Origin of the sequence: Microbacterium sp. TS-1, assembly GCF_000509385.1 — a bacterium.
Taxonomy (GTDB): domain Bacteria; phylum Actinomycetota; class Actinomycetes; order Actinomycetales; family Microbacteriaceae; genus Microbacterium; species Microbacterium arborescens.
Genome location: NZ_BASQ01000001.1, coordinates 2,095,887 through 2,119,496 on the forward strand (window position 1 = coordinate 2,095,887; position 23,610 = coordinate 2,119,496).

Genomic DNA, 23,610 nt, shown 5'->3' on the forward strand with positions numbered 1-23,610 from the left:
CCGCCTAGCTCGTTGTCGCAGCGTCCGGTCGGAGGTCCAGCCGGCGCAGCAGCTGCGCGTTGAGCGCGACGACGACCGTGGAGAGAGACATCAGCACGGCCCCGACGGACATCGGCAGCACGAACCCGAGAGGGGCGAGCACGCCGGCCGCGAGCGGGACGGAGAGCAGGTTGTAACCGGCGGCCCACCAGAGGTTCTGCTTCATCTTCCGGTAGCTCGCCCGCGACAGTGCGATCACCGCCAGCACCGACCGCGGGTCATCGCTGGCGAGGATGACACCTGCCGACGCGATCGCCACATCGGTGCCCGCGCCGATCGCGATGCCGACGTCGGCCTGCGCGAGTGCAGGCGCATCGTTCACTCCGTCTCCGACCATCGCGACCTTACGGCCCTCGCTCTGCAGCTCCCTGACCTTCGAGGCCTTGTCCTCGGGGCGCACCCCGGCGAAGTACCTGTCGATGTCGAGCTCGCGCGCGACGGAGGCGGCGACCGCGTCGGCGTCGCCGGTGATCATGACGACCTGCACGCCACGCTCATGGAGAGCAGCGACCGCACGACGCGACTCCGCGCGGATCTCATCTGCCAGGCGAATCGCGCCCGCGACCTGCCCGTCGATGAGCACGTGCAGGATGATCGCACCCTCGTTGCGCCAGTCGTCGGCGACCGGTAGCTCGTGGGCGTCTTCCTGCTCGAGCATGTACGGTCCGCCGACCTGCACGATGTGGCCGTCGACACGCGCGCGTACCCCGACCGCCGGAGAGGACTCGAAGTCGGTCGAAGACGGAACCGGGCGAGTCTTCTCGTCCGCCGCGTTCACGATCGCCCGCGCCAACGGATGTTCGGAGTCCGTCTCCGCTGCCGCCGCCAACGCCAACAGCTGCTCAGCATCCACTCCCGAGACCGGAGCGATCGCGGTCACGGCGGGCATGCCCTTGGTGAGCGTGCCGGTCTTGTCGAACAGAACGGTGTCGACAGAGCGCATCCTCTCCAGCGCGAGGCGATCCTTGACCAGTACGCCGCCACGGGCGGCCCGTTCCGTCGCGATCGACACGACCAGCGGAATGGCCAGGCCGAGAGCATGCGGGCAGGCGATCACCAGCACGGTGATGGTGCGGACGACCGCGGCATCCGGCATACCGACAGCCGTCCACACGATCGCGGTGATCGCCGCCGCGCCAAGCGCGAACCAGAACAACCACCCCGCAGCTTTGTCGGCGAGTCGTTGCGCCCGAGACGAAGAGCTCTGCGCCTCGGTGACGAGTCTCCGGATGCCGGCGAGAGCAGTGTCCTCGCCGATCGCGGCGATCTCCACCCGGACCCCGGAATCGGTCGCGACGGTGCCGGCGATCACCGGGTCGCCGTCGCTGCGACGTACCGGTCGGGACTCCCCGGTGATCATCGACTCGTCCATGCTGGCCGAGCCCTGCACGATGCGACCATCCGCGGGAACGCGTCCGCCGGGGCGCACCACCACGACATCGCCCACCTGCAGGTCGGCAGGCGCGACGGTGACGGTCGTGTCGCCCTCCACCTTCTCCGCCTCGTCGGGCAGCAATGCGGCCAGGGAATCCAGCGCCGAGGTCGTCTGAGCGAGGGAGCGCATCTCGATCCAATGGCCCAGCAGCATGATCACGATCAGCAGCGCCAGCTCCCACCAGAAGTCCAGCTCATGGTGCAGCAGGCCCAGGCCGGCGCCCCAGGACGCGACGAACGCGACCGTGATCGCCAGGGCGATCAGCAGCATCATCCCGGGCCTGCGAGCTCGGATCTCGCTCACTGCACCGGTGAGGAACGGCGCACCTCCCCACACGTACATGACGGTTCCGAGAACCGGGGATACCCACCCGACCCACGCGGCATCCGGCAACGGGTACCCGAGCAGCATCGAGAACATCATCGAGAACCCCACGACAGGCACCGCGAGGATCAGCATGATCCAGAACAACCGCCGGAACTGGCCCACATGATCGCCGTGTCCGCCGTGTCCGCCGTGTTCCGGCGAGGCGCCGTGATCGTGGCTCATCGCCGTGTGGTCATGTGTCGTCGTGGGCGCATCGCCGTGGTTCTCGTGCGCGGCGTGAGGGCTGTGTTCGTCGTGCTGTCCCATCGGAACCTCCTGGCCGGATGCGCCCCAGCGTTCGCGTCACTCGGGCCGCGGTCAGTGCGACCGGGCGTCGCGTGCCCCTCGAGTTACGGAGGACGTGTCGTCAAGGTCACCATATACCCCCCAGGGGTATAGGTCTCCGGGCTGTTCGCATTCCCGTGCCCCCGTTCTGCCCCGCGATCCGAGCCCGCCGCGACCTCAGGCTCGGATCCCGGGGGTCTGATGGTCCGGGTGACCCCCCCGCCGGTCGCGAGGAGGCGCATCCGCACGGTGCGGACCACCTCCGACCGTGCAAATGCGCGCTCTCGCGGCCGCGAGACGAGGGGGTGAAGCGGAGAGCAGGGGTTGACAGGGGCGGGCGGGGGTGAGAACGTTTACAACGTCCAGCGTTGGAAACGTTTACAACCGCTCGAGGGAGAGCTATGGTCCGCGTCACGATCACGCAGGTCGCCGCCCGCGCCGGCGTCTCCGTCGCGAGTGCGTCGCGAGCGCTGAACGGACTCGTCGCGAGTCCCGAGACCGCGGCGAAGGTCCGGAATGCTGCGCGTGAACTCGGCTACGTCGCCGATGCCACGGCGCAATCGCTGAAGCGGGGCCGCACGTTGCAGCTGGGCTTCGCCGTCGCCGACATCGGCAACCCGGTCTACGTCGAGATGATGGCCGCGGTCGAACAGGTGGTCTCCGCATCCGGATACCGCCTGCTGCTGTCGTCGACCGGCACGTCGTCGTCTTCGGTGGATGTCGTCCGCGACCTCGGTCGCGGCTATGTCGACGGGCTGATCCTGTCGCCCCTGCGCGTCACCGACGAGCTGCTCACCGCGCTCGCCGCCGCTCCGATCCCGTTCGTCGTCCTCGGCCGGCTGCCCGCCTCGGCCGACTTCGACACCGTGCGCGCCGACTCTCCGACGGCGATGCGGCTCGTCGTCGACCACCTCGTCGCCCAGGGGCGTCGCGACATCGCGTTCATCAACGGCCCGACCGACACCACCCCGGGCGTCATGCGCCGCGACGGTTTCATCGCGGCGGTGGACCGGTACGACGACCTGCGGACGCGGCACGTCGACGCCGCCGACTTCACGATCGCCGCGGGCTACGACGCGGCGCTCCCGCTTCTCGACCGGCCCGACCGGCCGACAGCGGTGGTCGCGGCGAACGACCTGATCGGCGTCGGAGTCCTGCGTGCCGCCGAAGACCTCGGCCTGCGGGTCCCGGCCGATCTCGCCGTCACCGGCCTCGACAACACCGAGCTCGCCGAGGTCGTCCGCCCCGGGCTCACGAGCGTCGACCTCGGCGCCAAGGAGCGCGGTCGCGCCGCTGCCGAGATGCTCCTCGCCCGGATCGCCGACGACACCCGGCCGGCCCGCACCGTCACGGTTCCGCCCGCGCTGGTCGTGCGCGGGTCGACGTCGGCGTCCGTCCCCGCGGCGCTCCAGCGCCCCGAGCCCATCGATGAGGAGAGGGCACACGGATGACCACGCTCGCAGAGACGAAGACGTCCTCGCGCCCACCCCGCGTCCGGCAGATCGGACCGCGCGCCCGCGCGCAGCGCAAAGAGGCGATCGCCCTCGTCGCCCCCGCGCTCCTGCCGATCATCATCTTCTCGGTCATCCCGCTCGTCAGCGGAGTGCTCCTCGGATTCACGGATGCCACGCTCGCGCGCAACGCCGAGATCTCGTTCATCGGGCTCGACAACTTCATCGAGCTCGCCGGCGACCGTCGGTTCTGGCAGTCGTTCGGCATCGGCATCGTGTGGGCGGGGTCGGTCGCCCTCCTCACCCTGGTGAGCGCGATGGGCCTTGCTCTGCTGCTCAACAGCAACCTGCGGCTGAAGGGCCTGACCCGCGTTCTCGCACTCATCCCCTGGGCGATGCCGCCGGTGGTCATCGCGATCGTCTGGCGGATGATCTACAACCCCAACTCGGGCCCGCTCAACGGCGTGCTCGGCTGGCTCGGCATTCCGGGAGTGAACTGGCTCGGCGACTTCTCGACCGCTCTCCCGGCCGTGATCGTCGTCGGCGTCTGGGCCGGCATCCCGCAGACGACCGTGCTGCTCCTCGCGGGCATGCAGTCGATCGCCCCCGAGCAGCACGAGGCTGCGGCCGTCGACGGCGCGGGAGCCGTCCGCCGGTTCTGGCACGTCACGCTGCCCGCCTTGCGGCCCGTCATCATCGCGGTCACCGCGCTCGACTTCATCTGGCAGTTCAACTCGTTCGGGCTGATCTACGTGCTGACCGAGGGCGGCCCGGGCGGCCGCACGATGATCCCGCCGCTGTTCACCTACCTCGAGGCGTTCCGCAACCGCGAGATCGGGTACGCGTCGGCGATGGGCAACGTCCTCGTCGTCGCGATCCTGGTGATCCTCTCGCTGTACCTGATCAACCAGTTCCGGCAGAACAAGGGGGCCCGCAAGTGACCACCAAGCGCCCCCTGTACGCGACCGTCCTGATGTACCTGGCGCTCGCGGGCTACCTGATCTTCCTGGGCTTTCCGCTGCTGTGGCTGCTGTCGGCGTCGTTCAAGTCGACACGCGAGCTGAACTCGCTCGCGGTGAACCTCATCCCGCAGCAGTGGGACTTCGGCAACTACATCGCCGCGCTCGAGCGGCAGAACCTGATCACCGCGGCCGGCAACTCGGTGCTCGTCTCGATCGTCACGATGATCGTCGCGGTGCTCCTGTCGATGCCGATGGCGTACGCCCTCGCCCGGCTGAAGGGCCGGCTGCGCGCGGCCGGCACGGTGTGGATCCTCGTGAGCCAGGTGTTCCCGACGATCCTCATCATCATCCCGCTGTTCCTCGTGCTGCGGAGCCTGCAGCTGAACGACACCCTCTTCGGCCTCATCCTCGTCTACGTCACCTTCACGATGCCGTTCACGCTCTGGATGCTGCAGGGGTACGTCGCGGCGATCCCGCCGGAGCTCGAGGAAGCGGCCGAGATGGACGGCGCCGGCCGGTTCACGATCCTTCGCACCGTGATCCTGCCGCTGCTGATGCCGGGCCTGGTCGCCACGGCGATGTTCACCTTCGTCTCGGCCTGGAACGAGTTCTTCCTCGCGCTCGTGCTCATCCAGAGCCCGGAGCTGTACACGCTGCCCATCGCGCTGCGCTCGTTCCTCGGCGCCGAGGGGCAGACCCAGCTGGGGCCGCTGGCCGCCGGCGCCATCCTCGCCACGATCCCGTCGCTCATCATCTTCGGGATCCTGCAGAAGAAGCTCACCGGCGGCATGCTCGCCGGTGCTGTCAAGGGCTGACCTCCCCGTGACGACGAAACCCGAAAACCAGAAAGGCCACACCATGAGAAGAATCCGCGGCATCGGCGCCGTCGCATTCGTGGGCATCGCAGCCGTCGCGCTGGCAGGATGCCAGCAGGGCAGCGCGAACGACAGCGGGGGAGACGGCGACGTCGTCACCCTCCAGTTCCAGTCGCTCTCGGACCAGCCCGCGACCCAGGCGGCCATCAGCGAGATCGTCGACGCCTGGAACGCCGAGCACGACGACGTCCAGGTCAAGATCATCCAAGCCGGCTGGGACGGCACCTACGACAAGCTGATCACGCAGTTCTCGGGCGGCACTGCGCCCGACATCATCCACTTCGAGGCGAGCTCGATCGTGTCGTTCGCGGCCGACGGCTACCTCGCCGACCTGACCGACCTCATCGACCCCGAGCTGAAGTCGGACATCTCCGACGGCATCTGGGAGTCGGTGACCCACGACGGTCAGATCGTCGCGTATCCCTCGACCCTGCAGTCGTACATGGCGTTCGCGAACGCCGACCTGCTGGCCGAGGCGGGCGTCGAGGTGCCCACGGGCGACACGATGACCTGGGATCAGCTGCAGGAGATCGCGAGGGCGACGACGACGGCAGATCACTACGGTCTCGGCTGGGGTCTCGGTTCTCCCACCGCCACGATGATGAGCCTGTCGATGGGCTTCGACGGCGGCTACTTCGACGGCGAGGGCGACGACGTGACGATCGAGGTCGGCGACGACGAGCTCGCCGTGCCCGAGCGCATCCACGAGATGGCCTACACCGACCGGTCGATCGACCCGACCTCGCTCACGCAGTCGGGCTCGGACGTGCTCCCGTCGTTCTACGGCGGCAAGGTCGCGTTGACGGTGCAGGGCTCGTTCCAGGCGACGAACATCGCAGCGGACGCTCCCGAGGGCCTCAACTGGGTCGCGCTTCCCCCGCTCGAAGGATCGGCCGGTGCCATCCAGGCCGCGAACCCGCAGACGTACTCGGTGAACATCGACTCGGAGCACGTGGAGCAGTCGGCGGAGTTCCTGAACTTCTTCATGGACGGCGAGAACCTCGCGAAGATCGCCTACGCCGATGCGCTCATCCCCTCGTCGGGTGCCGCGCGCACGCAGGTCGCCGAGCTCGCCGGCGACGACGCTGCCTGGAAGCAGGTGCTGGCGTCGGGCGAGGGCCTGGAAGGTCCGCCGTTCCTGAAGGTGTCGAAGTACACCGAGTGGAAGGACACGATCGCGACGCCGGCGTTCCAGCAGTACCTGGCGAACCAGATCGACCGCGACCAGCTCGCCGCGCAGCTCAGCGACGGCTGGGCCGACGTCGCCGGATGACGATCCGCGGGGGCGGGTCGATCCGATCCGCCCCCGCCTCACACGCTCGAACGAAGAGAGGGACGTAATGGACGTGTTGCACGATCGGGTGGCAGCAGTACTGGCGGGAGCCGCCGTGGGCGATGCGCTCGGCGGTGCGACGGAGGGCTGGACCCCGGAGCAGATCGAGGAGCGGCACGGCGGACGTGTCGAGGGGATCGTCGGTCCCTTCCTGCCCGACTGGCGCACGGCTCGCCCCATCGCGCCGTACCACAAGGGCGACGGACACGTCACAGACGACACCCTCATGACCCACGCGCTCATCGAGGTGTACGCCAAGCAGCGCCGGCACCTCGACGCGTACGACGTCGCGAGCGATCTCGTGCCCCTCATGATGGGCGAGCGGCGCTGGATCCCCGAGCTCGAAGACGAAGCGCTCATCCTGCAACGCGTGTTCCTCGCCGAGAAGTGGCTCGTCATGAAGCTGCACTACGGCCACGCCGACCCCCGTGAGGCGGGCGTCGGCAACGTCGTCAACTGCGGCGCGACGATGTACATGGCCCCCGTCGGCCTCGTGCACATCGGCGACCCGCGCGGCGCGTATGCCGAGGCCATCGACATCACCGGCGCGCACCAATGGTCGTACGGTCGCGAGGCCGCTGGCGTGTTCGCGGCCGCCGTCGCCGCATCCGCCACTCCGGGAGCAACGGTCGACGATGTTCGACGGGCGGTGATGGATGTCGCGCACGACGGCACCGCCGCCGCCATCCGCGCCGTGTTCGAGGCCGTCGACGCCTTCCGCGCCGCCGGCGGATCCGACGATCCGCGTGAGCTCGGTCGCATCATCCGCGACGCGGTGCGGCCCTTCGACACCGTGGGCGAGGCCTACCGGTCACCGGCCATGGACGCGCGTCTTCCCTCGCGGACGAAGGCCATCGAGGAGCTCCCCGTCGCGCTCGGCTTCGTCGTCGCCCACGACGGCGACCTGCGTGCCGCCGTGCTGGACGCGGTGAACTACGGCCGAGACGCCGACTCGATCGCCACGATGGCGGGCGCGATCTGCGGTGGGCTCCACGGCAGCGCCGCCGTTCCCGAGGAGTGGGTGCGCGAGGTCGTGACCGCGAGCCGCCTCGACCTCGATGGCGTCGTCACCACGATGGTCGAGGTCGTGCGCGACGTCGCCCGTGCCGATGCCGAGCGGGCTGCCGCGCGTGCAGAGTCGCTGATGTCTTTGCTGTCGGTGGGGGCAGAGGCGTGAGACTGACGTGGGCTCAGCCCGAAGACCTGGTGCCGGCGGAACTCGCGGCGCTGCGCGAGCAGGGGGTGCCCGACGACGAGCTGTCGGCGATCGAACGGCGCTGGGCGGATGCCGGCGGAGCGACGGTCCTCGCTCCCTCCGGAGCCAGCGCGACACCGGCATCCGCCGAACTGCGCGCGACGGCCCGTCGCGTGCTCGATGAGTTGCAGGGACTGCAGCGCCCGAGTGCTGACGAACCCGATGAGTGGGAAGCGATCGAAGCACTGCTTCCCGCGCAACCCGAGCCGAGCGCTGACCGCGGCGCCGCGTTCGATCGCGTACACGGCGCGTGGCTGGGCCGGTCGGCGGGGTGCCTGCTCGGCAAGCCGGTCGAGAAGATCCCGCGCGAAGGCATCGAGCAGATCGCACGTGCCACGGGGAACTGGCCGATCAGCGGCTACTTCACCGCGCGCGGCCTGCCCGCCGACGTCGCGGAGCGCTGGCCCTGGAACCGCCGCTCCGCCCCGACCTCGCTCGTCGAGAACATCGCCGGGATGCCCGAGGACGATGACCTGAACTTCCCGCTCCTCGCCCTCGACCTGCTCGAGCGGCACGGCTCCGCGCTGACGACCGATGATGTCGCCGAGGCCTGGCTCGCGGCCCTGCCGGCGGGGCGGGTGTTCACCGCCGAACGCGCTGCGTACCGCAACATCCTCGACGCCCGGCCGGTGCCCGAGACCGCGACCCACCGCAACCCGTTCCGCGAGTGGATCGGCGCCCTCATCCGCGCCGACGTGCACGGGTGGGCGCACCCCGGCGATGTCCGGGCCGCGGCCCACTCGGCGTGGATCGATGCGCGGCTCAGCCACACCCGCAACGGCCTGTACGGCGCCATGTGGGCGGCCGCTCTCTGCGCGGCATCCCTCGTCGCCGACTCGACGGATGCCGTGCTGGATGCCGCCGACACCGTCGTGCCGCCCGCCTCCCGCCTGGCCGCGGCCGTGCGGTTCGGGCGCGAGACCGGCCGAGCGCTCGCCACGGGCGAGCTCACGACGGCGGGTGCGCTCGACGCCCTGCATGGCGAGTTCGCCGGGATGCACTGGGTGCACACGCTGAACAACGCCGCGCTCACCGCCTGTGCGCTGCAGGCCCACGATCGCGACTTCGGTGCCGCCGTCGCGCTCGCCGTCGCCGGCGGCTGGGACACCGACTCGGTCGGCGCCACGGTCGGCTCGGTAGTCGGCGGCCTCGTCGGTGCCGATGGCATCGGGCCCGCGTGGACGGCGCCCCTGAACGACAGCATCGCGACCTCGATGCCCGGCGGGCCGCAGCGATCGATCCGCGAGCTCGCCGAGCGGACGGTCGCGCTCGCGGAGGGAACCTCGTGAGCGTCGTCGTCGTCGGCAGCATCAACCAGGACGTCGTCGCCCGCGTCGCCCGCATCCCCGCTCCCGGCGAGACGCTGCTCGCTTCGTCGCTCGTCCGGACCGGCGGGGGGAAGGGGGCCAATCAGGCCGTCGCCGCCCGGCGCGCCGGGGGCGCGGAGGTCGCCTTCGTGGGGGCGGTGGGAACGGATGCCGTGGGCGAGGCGCTGCGCACAGCGCTCGAGGCCGACGGCATCGACGTCTCGGGAGTGGTGCAGGTCGACGAGGTGACCGGAACAGCGCTCATCTCGGTGGATGCGTCGGGTGAGAACGCGATCGTCGTCGCCGCCGGCGCCAACGCCGCACGCGATTCCCTGAGCGACGCGCAACGCGCCGTCGTCGCCTCGGCCTCGGTTCTGCTCACGCAGCTCGAGATTCCGGTGGCTCTGGTACGCGACGCCGCAGCGACCCGGGGCGAGGGAGCCTGGCACGTGCTGAACGCGGCGCCGTCCGCACCCTTCGCCGCCCGCCGCGACGAACTGCTCGCGGCGACCGACGTGCTGGTCGTGAACGAGCACGAGGCCCTCGAGGCGGCGGGCGTCGGAGACCTCGACGTGGCCATCGCCGACCTCGCCCGCACGGTGCGCGGACTCGTCGTCACGCTCGGTTCTCGCGGCTGCCTGGTCGTCTGCGGTGACGAGCGCACCGAGGTGCCGGCCCATGTCGTGACGCCGGTCGACACGACGGGCGCCGGGGACACCTTCTGCGGTGTGCTGGCCGCCGCGCTCGCCGCCTGCGGACGCCGCCCCGACACCGTCGATCTCGGTCTGCTCGCGGATGCCGCGCGCGCCGGTGCTGCGGCATCCGCCCTTGCCGTCACGCGCCCCGGTGCGCAGGACGCGGTGCCCACAGCCGACGAGGTCGCCGCCTTCCGGAAGGAGAACCGACCGTGAGCGGCGGATTCGATCCCCTGGTCCCGCGCGAGATCGACCGCCCGACGCCGGTGCCGCTCGATGCCGACGTGCGCTCGGGCGACGCCGCGGTCGTGCTCGACGACGCGAAGATCTTCGTCGCGCCGACGGATCCGGCCGACCTCGGTGCATGGCGTGCCCAGCTGACGACGTGGCGCGAAGGCGCTCGCGAACGGCACGGCGTGCCGACCCGCTACGAACAGCCCGAGTCCGCGTGGGCGAGCCGGTGCTTCACGGTCGCCCAGGTCTGGCTCTGGGACGAGCTGTTCTTCGACTTCGACGAGCAGCGCTTCACGCCGGAACGCTTCATCGCCGACGCGCAGCGCCGGTTCGGCGGTCTCGACGGGATCGTGCTGTGGCACGCCTACCCCGTCATCGGCATCGACGACCGCAACCAGTGGGACTTCTACGCCGTGCCGGGGCTCGTCGAAGCCGCCGAGGCGCTGCGCGCCGCCGGTGTGGCCGTGTTCGTCGACTACAACCCGTGGGACGTCGGCACGCGGCGCTCGGGAGGCGACGCCGCGGAGCTCGCCGCGACGGTGCGGCGCCTCGGCGCAGACGGCGTCTTCCTCGACACGCTGCGGAAGGCCGACCCCGATCTCGTCGCGGCCCTGGATGCTGCGCGCCCGGGCATCGGCTTGGAGGGCGAGTCGAAGCTCGCGACCGAGCGCATCGCCGACCACACCCTGTCGTGGGCGCAGTGGTTCGCCGACTCGGAGGTGCCCGGCGTGCTGCGCGCCCGGTGGTTCGAGCGCCGACACATGCAGCACCACATCCGCCGGTGGCACCGCGACCACGCAGAAGAGCTGCGCTCGGCATGGCTCAACGGCGTCGGCGTGATGGTGTGGGAGGTCGTCTTCGGCGTCTGGGTCGGCTGGAACGACCGCGACGCCGCGACCCTTCGGCGGATGCTGCCCGTGCAGCGCGGCATGCACCGCTGGCTGGTCGAGGGGGAGTGGACGCCTCTTGCCGTGCACGACGCGCCGGTATTCGGGTCGGCGTTCGAGCTCGACGGGGTGACGCTGCTGTGCCTCGTCAACACGTCGGGCGCCGACGTCGAGTTCGAGCTCGAGTCGGGGGGCCGGTGGGTGCCGCTGCACGAGCCCGGCGATCGGGTCTCATCGGTGACGGTGCCGGCCGGTGGCGTCGCCGCCGCGGTGCGATTGGCTGAGGATGCCGCGGACACGGCGGACGCCGACGTGCCGCCGGTCGTCGCGGAGGTGAAGGCCGCGCTGCACGATGAGCCGCCGGTGGCGGACGGGTCGTTCCCGCACCGCCGAGCTCGGCGCCTCACCGCTCCGGCGTGGGCCGGGCCGGTGCGCGACACCGGCGCGCGGGATGAGGTCCAGACGGTGACCGTGACGCCCGGAACGCACCTGCTCACGGTGCGGTTCCGTGCGCGCGAGACCGGGATGTACGAGGGCGCACCCTACGTCGACGAGTGGAAGCCGCTGCCGCCCCGCCTGCACGATCAGCGGACGCTCGAACGCTTCGTCGAGGTGCGGCATCCCGTGCGCGTCGGGGCGGCTGAGGTGACCGAGGCCGAGTACGCGCGGTTCCTCGACGCGATCGGCGAAGACGCGGATGCCCGTGACCCCGAGCGTCCGGCGACGCGGGTGACCTTCGCGCGGGCCCGGGAGTACGCCGCATGGGTCGGCGGACGTCTCCCCACCGAGGACGAGTGGCAGCTCGCGGCATCCGATCCGTCGTTCCGGCGGCGCACGCCGGAGGTGTGGAACTGGACGGAGTCGGAGCACTCCGACGGCCGCACCCGCTTCGTCATGCTCAAGGGCGGCAGCGCCCACCGCAGCGAGGGCTCGGACTGGTACTTCGACGGCGGCGTGCAGACGCCGGAGTTCTCGGCCAAGCTTCTCCTGCCGGGACTCGGCCAGGACGCGTCGCCCTCGATCGGATTCCGCGTCTGCTGGGAGGACCGCTCGTGACCCCGCTCAACGGACTGCGCGTCATCGACGCCTCGACCCTCTTCGCCGGCCCGATGGCGGCGATGCACCTCGGCGACATGGGAGCCGAGGTCGTCAAGGTCGAGCATCCGACCAAGCCCGACCCGGCACGTGGTCACGGTCCGAGCAAGGACGGCCAGAACCTGTGGTGGAAGACGCTCGGCCGCAACAAACGGACCGTCGCGATCGACCTGCACACCGCCGACGGGCGCGAGGCGTTCCTGCGCCTGGCCCGCACCGCGGACGTCGTGGTCGAGAACTTCCGCCCCGGAACCCTCGAACGCTGGGGACTCGGGTACAACGAGCTGTCTGCCGAGAACCCCGGCCTCGTACTCGCCCGCGTCACCGGATTCGGGCAGATCGGGCCGTACCGCAGTCGCCCCGGATTCGGCACGCTCGCCGAGGCGATGAGCGGGTTCGCCGCCGCAACGGGCGAGCCTGACGGGCCGCCTACCCTTCCTCCGTTCGGCCTCGCCGACGGCATCGCTTCACTCGCGACCGCCTACGCGATCATGACCGCGCTGCACGCCCGCGACCGCGACGGCCGCGGGCAGGAGGTGGATGTCGCGATCATCGAGCCGATCCTCGCGATGCTCGGCCCGCAGATCACGCGCTGGGATCAGCTCGCGACCGTGCAGCCCCGCACCGGCAATCGATCGGCGAACAACGCGCCGCGCAACACGTATCGCACGGCCGACGGTTCGTGGGTCGCCGTGTCGACGAGCGCGCAGTCGATCGCCGAGCGGGTCATGACCCTCGTCGGCCGCCCCGACCTCGCCGCCGAGCCGTGGTTCGCGAGCGGGTCGAGCCGGGCGCAGCACGCCGACGAGCTCGACGAGGCCGTCGGCAGCTGGATCGCCCAGCGCACGCGCGACGAGGTGATCGAGGCGTTCGAAGCGGCGCAGGCCGCGGTCGCCCCGGTCTACGAGCCGTCCGACATCGTCTCCGATCCGCAGTTCCAGGCGCTCGGCACGGTGCACCGCATCCACGACCCCGATCTCGGTGAGATGGCCATGCAGGGGCCGCTGTTCCGCTTGTCGCGCGACGAGTCGACGATCGCGTTCACCGGTCGGGCTCACGGCGCCGACACCGCCGAGGTGCTCGCCTCGCTCGGCTACACCGACGACGACATCGCCCGCATGCGTGCCGAGGGATCGGTCGCATGACCCGCCCGATCGTGGTCGCGCTGTATGCGCCCGCCGACCGCCCCGAGCGCTTCGAGAAGGCGCTGGATGCGGGAGCGGATGCCGTCATCGTCGACCTCGAGGACGCCGTCGCGCCCTCGCGCAAGGTGCGGGCGCGGGCGTCGCTCGCCGAGTTCGCCGAGGCGTGGGCGTCGCTCGGGGCTGCCGCGCCGGCGGTGCAGGTCAGGGTGAACGCTCGGGGCGCACGGACGCACGACGAGGACGTCGCTGCTGTCGCGGATCTGCCCGCGGCGTTCGGCATCCGCCTTCCGAAGACGCAGTCGGCGGATGACGTCGCGGCGGTCCGAGCCGCCGCACCCGGGCGCGAGATCCATGCCCTGCTCGAGTCGGCGCTCGCGATCGAGCGGGCGTTCGAGATCGCGCAGGCCGGGGTCGCGTCGGTCGCGGTGGGCGAGGCCGACCTGCGCGCGGAGATCGGCGTGCCCGCCGGGCGTGAGGGGGAGCCCGGGCTCGCGTGGTCGCGCGCGCGGGTCGTGAACGCCGTGGCGGCGGCCGGTCTGCCGCTGCCGCTCATGGCGGTGTGGGCGGACGTCGCCGACCTCGAGGGCCTGGAGGCGAGCTGCCGGGTCGGTCGTGCGCTCGGCTACGCGGGGCGGACGGCCATCCATCCGCGGCACATCGAGGTGATCCGGCGGGTCTTCACCCCCGACGCCGACGAGGTGGAGCGCGCGCGGCGCATCGTCGAGCGGGTGCGCACGGCGGCCGCCGACGGGACGGGCGCGTTCGTGCTCGACGACGGCACCTTCATCGACATCGCGATGGTCAAGGCTGCGCAACGCATCCTCGCCGCCGCGCCCTGACCCTCGCTGCATCCGCCGGGCCCCCTGCATCCTTCGCATGCGAGGTCCCGGTTGGGCCGGTTACCGAGCCGGGATTCCCGGCCGAAGTGGGACCTCGGAGGGCGGGGTCAGCGGGTGATCACGCGGTACGGCACTTGATGGTGCACGCCGGCCTGCGTGGTCGCGTCGCTCAGGATGTCGAGGATCGACGCCGCCGCCTGCTCGACACCGTGGTCGACGGTCGAGAACGCGGGGATGTGGAAGCGCCCCTCTTCGATGTCGTCGAAGCCCATGACCTGCACGCGGTCCGGCACGGAGACGCCGTGGGTGCCGAGGGTGTACAGCGCGCCGAGGGCGAGGCTGTCGCTGAAGCAGAACAACGCATCGACATCGGTTCCGCTCGCGAGAAGGCGTGCGACTGCCGTCGACCCTTCGGCGCGGTTGAACTGATCGACCGAGGCGTACAGCGCCGGGTCGTCGGCGATGCCCGCTGCGGCCAGCGCTCGCCGGTACCCCTCGAATCGGAGTCGAGAGGTGGCAGTGGGCCCGGCTTCCTGCACGCCTACCGCGGCGATGCGACGTCGCCCCTGCTCGATGAGCTGCGTGGTGGCTGCTGCCGCCGCCGAGACGTTGTCGATGCCGACGTGATGCACCGAAGGGTTCACGAGCTCTTCGGCCTGCTCTCCGATCAGCACGAGCGGAGGAACGCTCGGCCGGTCGCGCACATCGTCGGCGGTCAGGGCGAGCGGACTCATCACGATCCCGTCGAGCGCGGGGAAGCCCTCGCCGGCCATCATCGCCAGCTCCGCGGCACGGGCGCCGCCCGTCTGCGCGATGAGAACCGTCAATGACCGGGTCTGCGCGGTGGTGACGAACTGCGACGCGAACTCGGCGAAGTAGGGCTCTCGCAGATCGGGGAGGACGAGCGCGATCAGTCCGCTGCGCCCGTTCCGCAGTTGCCGTGCGGCGAGGTTCGGTCGGTATCCGAGCTCGTCGATCGCAGCGAGGATGCGCCGTCGCATCTCGTCGCCGACCCATCCCGTTCCGTTCACGACGTTGGAGACGGACTTCGCGCTCACGCCGACACGAGCGGCGACGTCGGCGAGTGTGACGCGGGTCATGCAGGCTCCTGTCGAGCAGTTCCGAGGGTCGCTGTTGACTCTAGTTCAGCGTGGAACTATCGTGTAGTTCAACGTGGAACGGAAAGCGGTTTCCATCCCGTCTGCGGGCGGGTCAGCGACAACGCCGGCATCGATGCCGGCAGAGGGAGTCAATGCAGTGGAGCAGGATGCCGGTCGAGAGCCCGACACGGTGCGTGCGAGCACGCTCGAACCGGCGCGGCCGCGTCCGCAGCTCGTGCGCGACTCGTTCCTCCTGCTCGACGGGGAGTGGGGGTTCGCTCACGACGATGACGACCGAGGCGTCGCCGAGCGGTGGTTCGACGGCCGTGACCTGGCCGGCAGCATCCTCGTGCCTTTCCCGCCCGAGTCGCCGGCCTCGGGCGTCGGCGAGACGGGGTTCCATCCGATCGTCTGGTACCGCCGGACGCTGACCGACGCCGACCTCGCCGCCGCCGGACACCGGTCGGAGCAGCGTGCGATCGTGCGCTTCGGTGCCGTCGACTATCGGGCCACCGTCTGGGTGGACGGGCAGATGGTCGGCAGCCACGAGGGCGGCCACACCCCCTTCGCCGTCGACATCACCGACGCGCTCGACGGTGACGCTCGCGAGCATGTCATCGTCGTGCGCGCCGAGGACGACCCGCACGACCTCGCGCAGCCTCGAGGGAAGCAGGACTGGGAGGAACAGCCCCACTCGATCTGGTACCACCGCACGACGGGGATCTGGCAGTCGGTGTGGCTCGAGTCCGTCGCGCCGCAGCACATCACCGCGCTCAACTGGACCAACGACCTCACCGACGGCACGGTGACCCTCGAGCTCCGACTGAGCCGGCCTGCCTGTGCGAGCGCGAGCGTCCGCATCGCGCACGAAGGTCGGGAGCTCGCCGCCGCGACCATGCGGACGAGCGGCACGAGGGCGACGTTGACGATCGCCCTGGACGGACAGCGAAACGGTCAGAACTACGAACGCCTGCTCTGGAGCCCAGACCGGCCCACCCTGCTCGACGCCTGGATCGAACTGACGGATGACGGTGGCCGAACGGATGCCGTCGCGAGCTACCTCGGTCTGCGCAGCGTCTCCTGGAGCGACGGCGCGCTGCTGCTCAACGACCGCCCGGTGACGCTGCGGTCGGTTCTCAGTCAGGGGTACTGGCCCGAGTCTCACCTCGCGGCCCCCTCGCCCGACGCACTGCGACGCGAGGCCGAGTTGATCGCCGAGCTCGGCTTCAACTCGGTGCGCGTGCACCAGAAGGTCGAGGACGATCGTTTCCTGTACTGGGCGGACCGGCTCGGACTCCTGGTGTGGGGCGAGATGGCCGCGACGTACACGTTCGACGAGCGAGCCGTGCAGCGGACGACCGCGGAGTGGACGGAAGCCGTGCTCCGCGACCGGGCGCACCCCAGCATCATCACGTGGGTGCCGCTCAACGAGAGCTGGGGCGTGCAGCACATCGCCTCGCGCTCGGATCAGCGGGCTTTCGCCGAAGCGCTGTTCCACCTGACGAAGGCGCTCGACCCCACCAGGCCCGTCATCTCCAACGACGGGTGGGAGCTCGGTACCTCCGACCTGTGGACCCTGCACGACTACGAGGCGGACGGCGGCATCCTCGCCCGCCGCTACGACGTCGACGCGGTCGAGCTGCGCAAGCTCGTCTCGGGCATCGGCCCGGCCGGTCGCCGCGTGCGTCTGCCCGGAACGGCCGACAGCGGACAGCCGGTCATGCTGACCGAGTTCGGCGGGGTGAAGTGGGCGGCTGATGCGAGCCCGGATGATTCCTGGGGCTACTCCGAAGCGCGCGGCGCCGAGGAGTACGGCCGGATGGTCGCGGCGATCCTCCGCGCGGTGCAGTCGGGCACGCGAGGCTTCACCGGCCGACCCGACGGGCTCGCCGGCTGGTGCTGGACGCAGCTCACCGACACCATGCAGGAGCGGAACGGCCTGCTCACCGAAGCCCGGAAACCCAAGCTGCCCGTCGAGACGATCCGCTCACTCGTCCAGGGAACCGACACCGACTGACCTCGGCCGGCTCTCGACCGGCCACCGCCATCGACACCCCGGGCCCATGCCCGCTCAATGAGGAGGAACCATGATCAAGAGACTGCCCGCATCGCTCGCCTTCGTCGGAGCCGCAGCACTTCTGCTCGCCGGCTGCGGCACGGGAAGCGGCTCGAACGCCGCCCCCGAGGAGATCACCTTCGACGACCAGACCGCAGCGAAGATCAGCTTCTCGTGGTGGGGGAACGAAGACCGTGCCGCCCGTTTCGAAGAGGTCGTGGCGCTCTTCAACGAGCAGTACCCGAACGTCGAGGTGGTGCGCAACTTCAACGCCTGGGGCGACTACTGGACTGCGCGCAACACCGAGGCGGCGGGAAAGTCGCTTCCCGACGTGGTGATGATGGATGCCGGCTACCTCGGCGAATACGCCAGCAAGGGTCTGCTCGCCGATCTCTCGCCCTACCGCGACTCACTGCTCCCGCTCGACGGCGTCAACGATCAGGTGCTGGGATCGGGAACGGTCGACGACGAACTCGTCGGCGTCCCGCTGGGCACGAACGCCTGGTCGATGATGTACAACAAGGACATCCTCGACTCGTTCGGCATCGACTATCCGACCGACGACATGACCTGGGACGAGTTCAACGACTTCGTCCTCGAGGTCAACGCGGCGGGAGCGTCATCCGAACCCCGGATCTACGGGGCGGAGGACTACACGGGCGGCCTCCCGAACTTCATCTACCACCTCATGCAGGACGGCAACCCGGTCTTCGAGGAGAACGGTGCGCCCGCGTTCGACGAGAACGATGTGATCGAGTACCTCGACTCTGCCGCCGACCTCCGCGACGACGGCGACTTCTACCCCGTCGAGCGCAGCGTCGCCCTCTCGCCCAGCGGGGGCTTCCTCGCCGGTGAGACGGCGATCTGGTTCAACTTCTCGACGACGGTGCTGCAGGGCATGACGGATGCCGGCACCGAGAACATCGGCATGGTGCAGCCGCCGCTCGAGAAGGGCCAGGACGAGCATGTGCTCGCGCCCAAGCCGAGCATGCTGCTGAGCGTGGCGAAGAACTCCGACCAGCAGCAGGCCGCTGCTGCCTTCGTGAACTTCCTCACCACCTCGCCCGAGGTCGCGACGATCTTCGGTACGTCGCTCGGCACACCGCCCACGGAGGCTGGACGTGATGCGATCGATCAGACCGCAGCCGACACCGTCAACCTCGACTACCTCGCATCCATCGACGATGAGCTGACGGCGAGCTACCCGATCCTCCCCGCGGGCTACGGCACCATCGAGGCCAAGTGGGGAGAGCTGCACGAGCAGCTGAGGTACGGCGACCTGACCACGAAGCAGTTCGCGCAGGAGCTGTTCTCGGAGATCTCGTTGGTGCTCGGCTCCTGACCGCTCCGCACGACCCTGCCGTACGGCCGAGACGCCGGTTCGCAGGAGAAAGGAACAAGCCATGACTGCTGCAGCCGTCGTCCCGGTTCGTGCGGGCTCGACCGTGCGGGCTCGACGCGAGACGCGTGCCGGCTATCTCTTCCTGAGCCCGTGGCTCATCGGGTTCTTCGCCCTGACCGCGGGGCCGATGGTCGCCTCGCTCGTGCTGTCGTTCACCGACTACAACCTGTTCAACGATCCCGAGTTCATCGGCGTGGACAACTACACGCGCATGTTCTCCGACCCGAACTTCCTGCAGGCGGTCAAGGTCACCGGGATCTACGTGCTGGTCGGTACGCCGCTGAAGCTCGTTGCCGCGCTCGGTGTGGCGCTGCTGCTGAACGCACCACGCCGGGGCCAGGGGTTCTACCGGTCGGCGTTCTACCTGCCCTCGCTGATCGGCGGCAGCGTCTCGATCGCGATCGTGTGGAAGGCGATGTTCATCGACGACGGCATCGTCGCGCAGATCGGCTCGTTCTTCGGCGGGCCACCCGCCTCGGAGGGCGGATGGGTGGGCGACCCGGCGCGCACGCTGCCGCTGCTCATCCTGCTGACGGTGTGGCAGTTCGGCGCGCCGATGGTGATCTTCCTCGCGGGGTTGAAGCAGGTGCCGCCCGAGCTGTACGAGGCGGCCTCCGTCGACGGCGCCGGACCGGTGCGCCGGTTCCTCTCGATCACGATCCCGATGCTGTCGCCCGTGCTCTTCTTCAATCTGCTCCTCGAGACGATCCACGCCTTCCAGGTGTTCAACTCGGCCTACATCATCTCCAACGGCAGCGGTGGGCCGGCCGGATCGACGCTCTTCTACACGCTCTACCTCTACCTGCGGGGATTCCGAGATTTCCAGATGGGCTACGCCTCGGCGATGGCCTGGGTGCTCGTGATCGCCGTCGGGCTGGTCACGCTCATGCTGTTCCGCACATCGCGGGCGTGGGTTCACTATGCGGGGGACGAACGATGACGAACACGATCACCCAGACCGAGCTCATCACGACCGACTCGTCGTCGCGGCGACGCGGCCGCGAGCACGCGGGAGGGCGGGGTTGGCGCACGCGGGGGAGCGCAGCGGTCTTCCACGTGCTCGCGATCGCCGTGCTCGTCGTCATCCTCTATCCGGCGGCGTGGATGGTGATGTCGTCGTTCAAGCCGGGCAACGAGATCATCGGCTCGGTGAGTCTCGTGCCGGAGAGCTTCTCCCTCGAGAACTACGCGACCGCCTTCGCCGGCATCGGGGGAGTCTCGTTCTGGACGTTCGTCGTGAACTCCCTCATCCTCGCGGTCGCCTCGGTCGTCGGGGTCGTGCTCTCGTGCTCGGTCACGGCGTACGCGTTCGCCCGCATCCGTTTCCGCGGCAGCAAGGTCTTCTTCCTGTGCATGATCGCGACGATGCTCCTGCCGTTCCACGTCGTGATCATTCCGCAGTACATCGTGTTCAATCAGCTCGACATGATCAACACCTACTGGCCGCTGCTGCTGGGGAAGTTCCTCGCGGCCGACGCCTTCTTCGTGTTCCTCATGATCCAGTTCATCCGGGGTCTGCCGCGCGATCTCGACGAGGCCGCGCGCATCGACGGCGCCGGCCATGCGCGCACCTTCACCGCCGTCATCCTGCCCCTCATGCGACCCGCGCTCGTCACGAGCTCGATCTTCGCGTTCATCTGGTCGTGGAACGACTTCTTCGGGCCGCTCCTGTACCTCAAGGATCCGGGCATGTACACGATGCCGCTGGCTCTGCGCCTTTACGTCGACCAGACCTCGACCAGCGACTACGGCGCACAGATGGCTATGGCGATCCTCGCCCTGGTGCCCGTGGTGCTGTTCTTCCTCGCCTTCCAGCGGTACCTGGTGGCGGGCGTCGCGACGGAGGGGCTCAAGGGATGACCTCCGCGCGCAAGACAGACGGATCGCCCGAGAGCCGCGCGGTCTTCGGCTGCTCGGGCGTCGCCGGGTTCGGCGAGATGTTCGTGGTCGGCATCGGGGTGACGCTCCTGTCGCTGCCGCTCGTGACCCTGGCTCCGGCCTTCGGCGCAGGGGTGCAGCACTTCCGCGCACACCTCGACGACGAGCCCGACTCGATCCGACTCTTCGCTCTGCGCGGCCTCCAGGCAGTGCGTTCGGGCTGGTGGTTCGGTGCGGCCTGCGCCGTGGTCATCGCGCTCCTCGCCCTGAACGCGGTCGGGGCGGCACAGGGGGCGCTTCCCGGCGGGACGGTCTTCGCGATCATCAGCGGCGGACTGGCGGTCGTGGTCGCCGTCGCGATGCTGCGAACCGCGGCGCTCTGGACGCCGGGCGCGCGGTGGATCGACCTCTGGCGGGAGGGGCGCGGCATCGTCGTCGACGACCCGATCGGAACATCGCTGGTGCTGGTGGGCCTCGGGGTGAGCGCGACCGTCGTATGGATGCTGCCGCCCCTCATCGTGATCGCGCCCGGGCTCGTCGTCGTGTCGCTCGTCGGTGCCGAACGCCGCCGCGCTGCGACATCATCGAGGAGAGCCGCGTAGGCGCGGCCCCGATCGGAGGAGAGCACGATGCAGTGGGATCTCGACGGCAAGGTCGTCGTCGTCACCGGAGCGGGTCGCGGCATCGGCCGCGCCATCGCCGAGACATTCATGCGTGAGCGCGCCGTCGTCGTCGCGACGGACATCGCCGAAGATGCGGTGGCCTGGGCCGACGACGCACGCCGCGACGCGGAACTCGACGGTGCCTCGCTGGCGTGCGACGTGCGGTCGTCCGCTTCGGTGCGGCAGGCCGTGGATGCTGCGCTGAGCCGGTTCGGACGCGTCGACGTGCTGGTGAACAACGCCGGCATCCTGGGTGACGGGCTCATCGAGGACGCCGATGCCGAGACCTGGAACCGCGTCTTCGACGTCAACGTCACCGGCACGTTCCGCACCTGCCATGCGGTCATCCCCGCGATGAAGCGGCAGGGCGGGGGCCGCATCGTCAACGCGGCCTCGTTCGCGGCCATCATCCCCAGTGTCGGCGGTGCGGCCTATGCGGCATCTAAGGCCGCTGTCGTCCAGTTCACCAGAACACTCGCGGGAGAACTGGGCCCCTGGGGGATCACTGCCAACGCGTACGCTCCGGGCATGATCCCCACCGACATGAACGGCTTCGCCGACAAGCCGCACGACGAGCAGCGTCGCCTGCTCGACACGCTCACGCTGCGGCGCTGGGGTGACCCGCGCGAGGTGGCGGACGCCGTCTGCTTCCTCGCGAGCGATGCCTCGCGCTACGTCACGGGCACGCTGCTCGATGTGAGCGGCGGCAAGTTCGCGACCCAGTTCCCCCAGCGCGCGTACGAGATGGCGGCCCGGGCATGACCTCCACCATCGCCTCCCAGCGACGCGTCGCATGGATCACCGGAGCCGGCAGCGGGATGGGCCGCGCCGCCGCGCTGGCCCTGGCCCCCGACCGGCGCCTCGCGCTCAGCGGACGGCGCCACGACATGCTCGCCCAGACGGCGCGCGAGGTCGCGGATGCGGGCAGCGAGGCGATCGTGCTGCCGTTCGACGCCCGGGACACGGGCGCGGTGAGTGCGGCGCGTGACGAGATCCGTCATCGGTGGGGCCGCATCGACGAGCTCGTCCTCGCCGCCGGCCTCAACTCGCCGCGGCGGACGTGGGAGAACCAGTCGGTCAGCGAGGTCGAACAGGTCATCGACACGAACCTCCACGGCGTCATCCACGTGATCGACGCAGCGCTCCCGGACCTCCGGGCATCCGGTTCGGCCGTCGTCGTCGTGGTGTCGTCGATCGCAGCCTGGCGTTTTTCGCCCGTCGCGGGTGTCGCCTACAGCGCCAGCAAGCGCGCGCTCGCCGCTGTCTGCGAGACCTTGAACGCGCAGGAGGCTGCCGCCGGCATCCGCGCGTGCCACCTGTGCCCGGGCGACGTCGACACGGAGTTCCTGAGCCTGCGCCCCGAAGTGCCGGATGCCGACGCCCGCGAGCGGATGTTGACTCCCGACGACATCGGGCGAACGGTGCGCTTCATCATCGATGCGCCCCCGCACGTGCGTATCGACGAGTTGGTGATCAGCCCGGTCGCGCGGCCCTGAAGGCGCGAGGGTGCACGTCTGCACGGTGTCGGGGGCTCTGGACTGTGCGGATGCGCACCCTCACTGCTGTATGTGGCGTCCCGGAACTCGGTTACACACACGAAACACATCAGCAATTTCCGACGCGCTCGCCCGGTATACGCTCTGCTTACTGACACCGATCAGTGTGATTACCGAAACCCAGGGAGAGCGATGGACGACGCGAACCTCGGCCCCCGCGTTCGAGAACTGCGCACCCTGCGCAAGATGTCGACGCGCGAGCTCGCACGACGCGCATCGATCAGCGCCGGCTACGTGAGCCAGATCGAGAACGGCCAGGCCAACACGAGCCTGGACGTCGTCCGCCGGATCGCCGGGGCGTTCAGCATCCCGTGGACCGAGCTCTTCAGCGCTCAGCCCACCCTCGGCACGATGCTCCGCAAGGAGGAGCGTCCCATGCTGGCCGCGGGCAACGACGTGCGGCACTTCCGCATCACGCAGCCCCCGCTCGGCAACGTCGAGGTGCTCGTGTCGGAGTACGAGCCCGGCCACGGTGAGGGAAGCGACAGCTACACGCACGGCGATTCGCAGGAGGTGTGCGTCATCCTCCGCGGCGACTTCCGGTTCCGGCTCGGCGATCAGGAGTTCGAGCTCACCGCCGGCGACAGCATCGACTACCGCACCTCCACGCCGCACAGCATCGTCAACATCGGCGATGCGGTGGGCGAGGCCCTCTGGGTCGTGACGCCACCCTCGGAGAATCCGCCCCGGACGGACTGACCCCGTCCCTCAGCTCCCGGTGCCGTCCTGCTCCCGACGGACGGCACCGGTGTT

General features: G+C 69.9%; 20 protein-coding genes. 18 read left to right on the forward strand and 2 right to left on the reverse strand.

The window, feature by feature from the left end:
• Positions 1 to 4: 4 nt before the first annotated feature.
• Positions 5 to 2,107 carry a heavy metal translocating P-type ATPase gene (locus tag MTS1_RS09760; protein ID WP_023953483.1) on the reverse strand — a complete coding sequence of 701 codons (2,103 nt, stop codon included), beginning with the start codon at positions 2,105 to 2,107 and terminating at the stop codon, positions 5 to 7.
• A 419-nt stretch (positions 2,108 to 2,526) separates the two neighbouring features.
• Here MTS1_RS09760 and MTS1_RS09765 point away from each other — a divergent pair, with 419 nt between their 5' ends.
• The 10 genes from MTS1_RS09765 to MTS1_RS09810 all read left to right on the forward strand — a co-directional run bounded on the left by MTS1_RS09765 (position 2,527) and on the right by MTS1_RS09810 (position 14,203).
• Complete coding sequence (locus tag MTS1_RS09765) at positions 2,527 to 3,576, forward strand: LacI family DNA-binding transcriptional regulator (RefSeq protein WP_023953485.1); 1,050 nt, start codon at positions 2,527 to 2,529, stop codon at positions 3,574 to 3,576.
• The gene (locus MTS1_RS09770) at positions 3,573 to 4,517 is read left to right on the forward strand and encodes a carbohydrate ABC transporter permease (RefSeq protein ID WP_023953486.1); all 945 of its coding nucleotides are present in this window, start codon (positions 3,573 to 3,575) and stop codon (positions 4,515 to 4,517) included. The genes MTS1_RS09765 and MTS1_RS09770 overlap by 4 nt, the downstream gene beginning before the upstream one ends.
• On the forward strand, positions 4,514 to 5,353 hold the full coding sequence (locus MTS1_RS09775; RefSeq protein ID WP_023953487.1) for a carbohydrate ABC transporter permease: 840 nt from the start codon (positions 4,514 to 4,516) through the stop codon (positions 5,351 to 5,353). The genes MTS1_RS09770 and MTS1_RS09775 overlap by 4 nt, the downstream gene beginning before the upstream one ends.
• Before the next feature lie 43 nt (positions 5,354 to 5,396).
• Positions 5,397 to 6,686, forward strand: a complete 1,290-nt coding sequence (locus MTS1_RS09780; RefSeq protein WP_023953488.1) for an ABC transporter substrate-binding protein — start codon at positions 5,397 to 5,399, stop codon at positions 6,684 to 6,686.
• A 67-nt stretch (positions 6,687 to 6,753) separates the two neighbouring features.
• Positions 6,754 to 7,923, forward strand: coding sequence for an ADP-ribosylglycohydrolase family protein (locus MTS1_RS09785; RefSeq protein ID WP_023953489.1), 1,170 nt, complete (start codon positions 6,754 to 6,756; stop codon positions 7,921 to 7,923).
• Complete coding sequence (locus tag MTS1_RS09790; protein WP_023953490.1) at positions 7,920 to 9,290, forward strand: ADP-ribosylglycohydrolase family protein; 1,371 nt, start codon at positions 7,920 to 7,922, stop codon at positions 9,288 to 9,290. The genes MTS1_RS09785 and MTS1_RS09790 overlap by 4 nt, the downstream gene beginning before the upstream one ends.
• On the forward strand, positions 9,287 to 10,219 hold the full coding sequence (locus MTS1_RS09795; protein ID WP_023953492.1) for a ribokinase: 933 nt from the start codon (positions 9,287 to 9,289) through the stop codon (positions 10,217 to 10,219). The genes MTS1_RS09790 and MTS1_RS09795 overlap by 4 nt, the downstream gene beginning before the upstream one ends.
• Positions 10,216 to 12,180: an SUMF1/EgtB/PvdO family nonheme iron enzyme gene (locus tag MTS1_RS09800; protein WP_023953494.1), complete on the forward strand. Its 1,965-nt coding sequence runs from the start codon at positions 10,216 to 10,218 to the stop codon at positions 12,178 to 12,180. Before MTS1_RS09795 ends, MTS1_RS09800 begins: the two co-directional genes overlap by 4 nt.
• Entirely contained in the window at positions 12,177 to 13,364 is a 1,188-nt protein-coding gene (locus MTS1_RS09805; RefSeq protein WP_023953496.1) for a CaiB/BaiF CoA-transferase family protein, read from the forward strand. The genes MTS1_RS09800 and MTS1_RS09805 overlap by 4 nt, the downstream gene beginning before the upstream one ends.
• Positions 13,361 to 14,203 carry a CoA ester lyase gene (locus tag MTS1_RS09810; protein WP_023953497.1) on the forward strand — a complete coding sequence of 281 codons (843 nt, stop codon included), beginning with the start codon at positions 13,361 to 13,363 and terminating at the stop codon, positions 14,201 to 14,203. Before MTS1_RS09805 ends, MTS1_RS09810 begins: the two co-directional genes overlap by 4 nt.
• A 107-nt stretch (positions 14,204 to 14,310) precedes the next feature.
• Here MTS1_RS09810 and MTS1_RS09815 read toward each other — a convergent pair whose 3' ends face one another.
• Complete coding sequence (locus MTS1_RS09815; RefSeq protein WP_023953499.1) at positions 14,311 to 15,303, reverse strand: LacI family DNA-binding transcriptional regulator; 993 nt, start codon at positions 15,301 to 15,303, stop codon at positions 14,311 to 14,313.
• A 133-nt stretch (positions 15,304 to 15,436) separates the two neighbouring features.
• Here MTS1_RS09815 and MTS1_RS09820 point away from each other — a divergent pair, with 133 nt between their 5' ends.
• The 8 genes from MTS1_RS09820 to MTS1_RS09855 all read left to right on the forward strand — a co-directional run bounded on the left by MTS1_RS09820 (position 15,437) and on the right by MTS1_RS09855 (position 23,556).
• On the forward strand, positions 15,437 to 17,320 hold the full coding sequence (locus tag MTS1_RS09820) for a glycoside hydrolase family 2 protein (protein WP_081731772.1): 1,884 nt from the start codon (positions 15,437 to 15,439) through the stop codon (positions 17,318 to 17,320).
• Between the two features lie 70 nt (positions 17,321 to 17,390).
• Complete coding sequence (locus MTS1_RS09825) at positions 17,391 to 18,701, forward strand: ABC transporter substrate-binding protein (protein ID WP_023953503.1); 1,311 nt, start codon at positions 17,391 to 17,393, stop codon at positions 18,699 to 18,701.
• A 61-nt stretch (positions 18,702 to 18,762) separates the two neighbouring features.
• Entirely contained in the window at positions 18,763 to 19,701 is a 939-nt protein-coding gene (locus tag MTS1_RS09830; protein WP_023953505.1) for a carbohydrate ABC transporter permease, read from the forward strand.
• Positions 19,698 to 20,621, forward strand: a complete 924-nt coding sequence (locus MTS1_RS09835) for a carbohydrate ABC transporter permease (protein ID WP_023953506.1) — start codon at positions 19,698 to 19,700, stop codon at positions 20,619 to 20,621. The genes MTS1_RS09830 and MTS1_RS09835 overlap by 4 nt, the downstream gene beginning before the upstream one ends.
• Positions 20,618 to 21,241, forward strand: a complete 624-nt coding sequence (locus tag MTS1_RS09840; protein WP_023953507.1) for a hypothetical protein — start codon at positions 20,618 to 20,620, stop codon at positions 21,239 to 21,241. Before MTS1_RS09835 ends, MTS1_RS09840 begins: the two co-directional genes overlap by 4 nt.
• Positions 21,242 to 21,268: 27 nt before the next feature.
• Positions 21,269 to 22,063 (forward strand): SDR family NAD(P)-dependent oxidoreductase, encoded by a 795-nt coding sequence (locus MTS1_RS09845; RefSeq protein ID WP_023953508.1) that lies wholly within the window; start codon positions 21,269 to 21,271, stop codon positions 22,061 to 22,063.
• The gene (locus MTS1_RS09850) at positions 22,060 to 22,797 is read left to right on the forward strand and encodes an SDR family oxidoreductase (RefSeq protein ID WP_023953509.1); all 738 of its coding nucleotides are present in this window, start codon (positions 22,060 to 22,062) and stop codon (positions 22,795 to 22,797) included. Before MTS1_RS09845 ends, MTS1_RS09850 begins: the two co-directional genes overlap by 4 nt.
• 192 nt (positions 22,798 to 22,989) lie before the next feature.
• Positions 22,990 to 23,556: a helix-turn-helix domain-containing protein gene (locus tag MTS1_RS09855; protein WP_023953510.1), complete on the forward strand. Its 567-nt coding sequence runs from the start codon at positions 22,990 to 22,992 to the stop codon at positions 23,554 to 23,556.
• Positions 23,557 to 23,610: the final 54 nt, after the last annotated feature.

What these genes read in the sequence shown, in the direction of transcription:
- MTS1_RS09760 (WP_023953483.1), bottom strand. Translation starts at nt 2,107, where the DNA reads ATGGGACAGCACGACGAACACAGCCCTCACGCCGCGCACGAGAACCAC.
- MTS1_RS09765 (WP_023953485.1), top strand. Translation starts at nt 2,527, where the DNA reads ATGGTCCGCGTCACGATCACGCAGGTCGCCGCCCGCGCCGGCGTCTCC.
- MTS1_RS09770 (WP_023953486.1), top strand. Translation starts at nt 3,573, where the DNA reads ATGACCACGCTCGCAGAGACGAAGACGTCCTCGCGCCCACCCCGCGTC.
- MTS1_RS09780 (WP_023953488.1), top strand. Translation starts at nt 5,397, where the DNA reads ATGAGAAGAATCCGCGGCATCGGCGCCGTCGCATTCGTGGGCATCGCA.
- MTS1_RS09785 (WP_023953489.1), top strand. Translation starts at nt 6,754, where the DNA reads ATGGACGTGTTGCACGATCGGGTGGCAGCAGTACTGGCGGGAGCCGCC.
- MTS1_RS09810 (WP_023953497.1), top strand. Translation starts at nt 13,361, where the DNA reads ATGACCCGCCCGATCGTGGTCGCGCTGTATGCGCCCGCCGACCGCCCC.
- MTS1_RS09815 (WP_023953499.1), bottom strand. Translation starts at nt 15,303, where the DNA reads ATGACCCGCGTCACACTCGCCGACGTCGCCGCTCGTGTCGGCGTGAGC.
- MTS1_RS09820 (WP_081731772.1), top strand. Translation starts at nt 15,437, where the DNA reads ATGCCGGCAGAGGGAGTCAATGCAGTGGAGCAGGATGCCGGTCGAGAG.
- MTS1_RS09825 (WP_023953503.1), top strand. Translation starts at nt 17,391, where the DNA reads ATGATCAAGAGACTGCCCGCATCGCTCGCCTTCGTCGGAGCCGCAGCA.
- MTS1_RS09830 (WP_023953505.1), top strand. Translation starts at nt 18,763, where the DNA reads ATGACTGCTGCAGCCGTCGTCCCGGTTCGTGCGGGCTCGACCGTGCGG.
- MTS1_RS09835 (WP_023953506.1), top strand. Translation starts at nt 19,698, where the DNA reads ATGACGAACACGATCACCCAGACCGAGCTCATCACGACCGACTCGTCG.
- MTS1_RS09840 (WP_023953507.1), top strand. Translation starts at nt 20,618, where the DNA reads ATGACCTCCGCGCGCAAGACAGACGGATCGCCCGAGAGCCGCGCGGTC.
- MTS1_RS09845 (WP_023953508.1), top strand. Translation starts at nt 21,269, where the DNA reads ATGCAGTGGGATCTCGACGGCAAGGTCGTCGTCGTCACCGGAGCGGGT.
- MTS1_RS09850 (WP_023953509.1), top strand. Translation starts at nt 22,060, where the DNA reads ATGACCTCCACCATCGCCTCCCAGCGACGCGTCGCATGGATCACCGGA.
- MTS1_RS09855 (WP_023953510.1), top strand. Translation starts at nt 22,990, where the DNA reads ATGGACGACGCGAACCTCGGCCCCCGCGTTCGAGAACTGCGCACCCTG.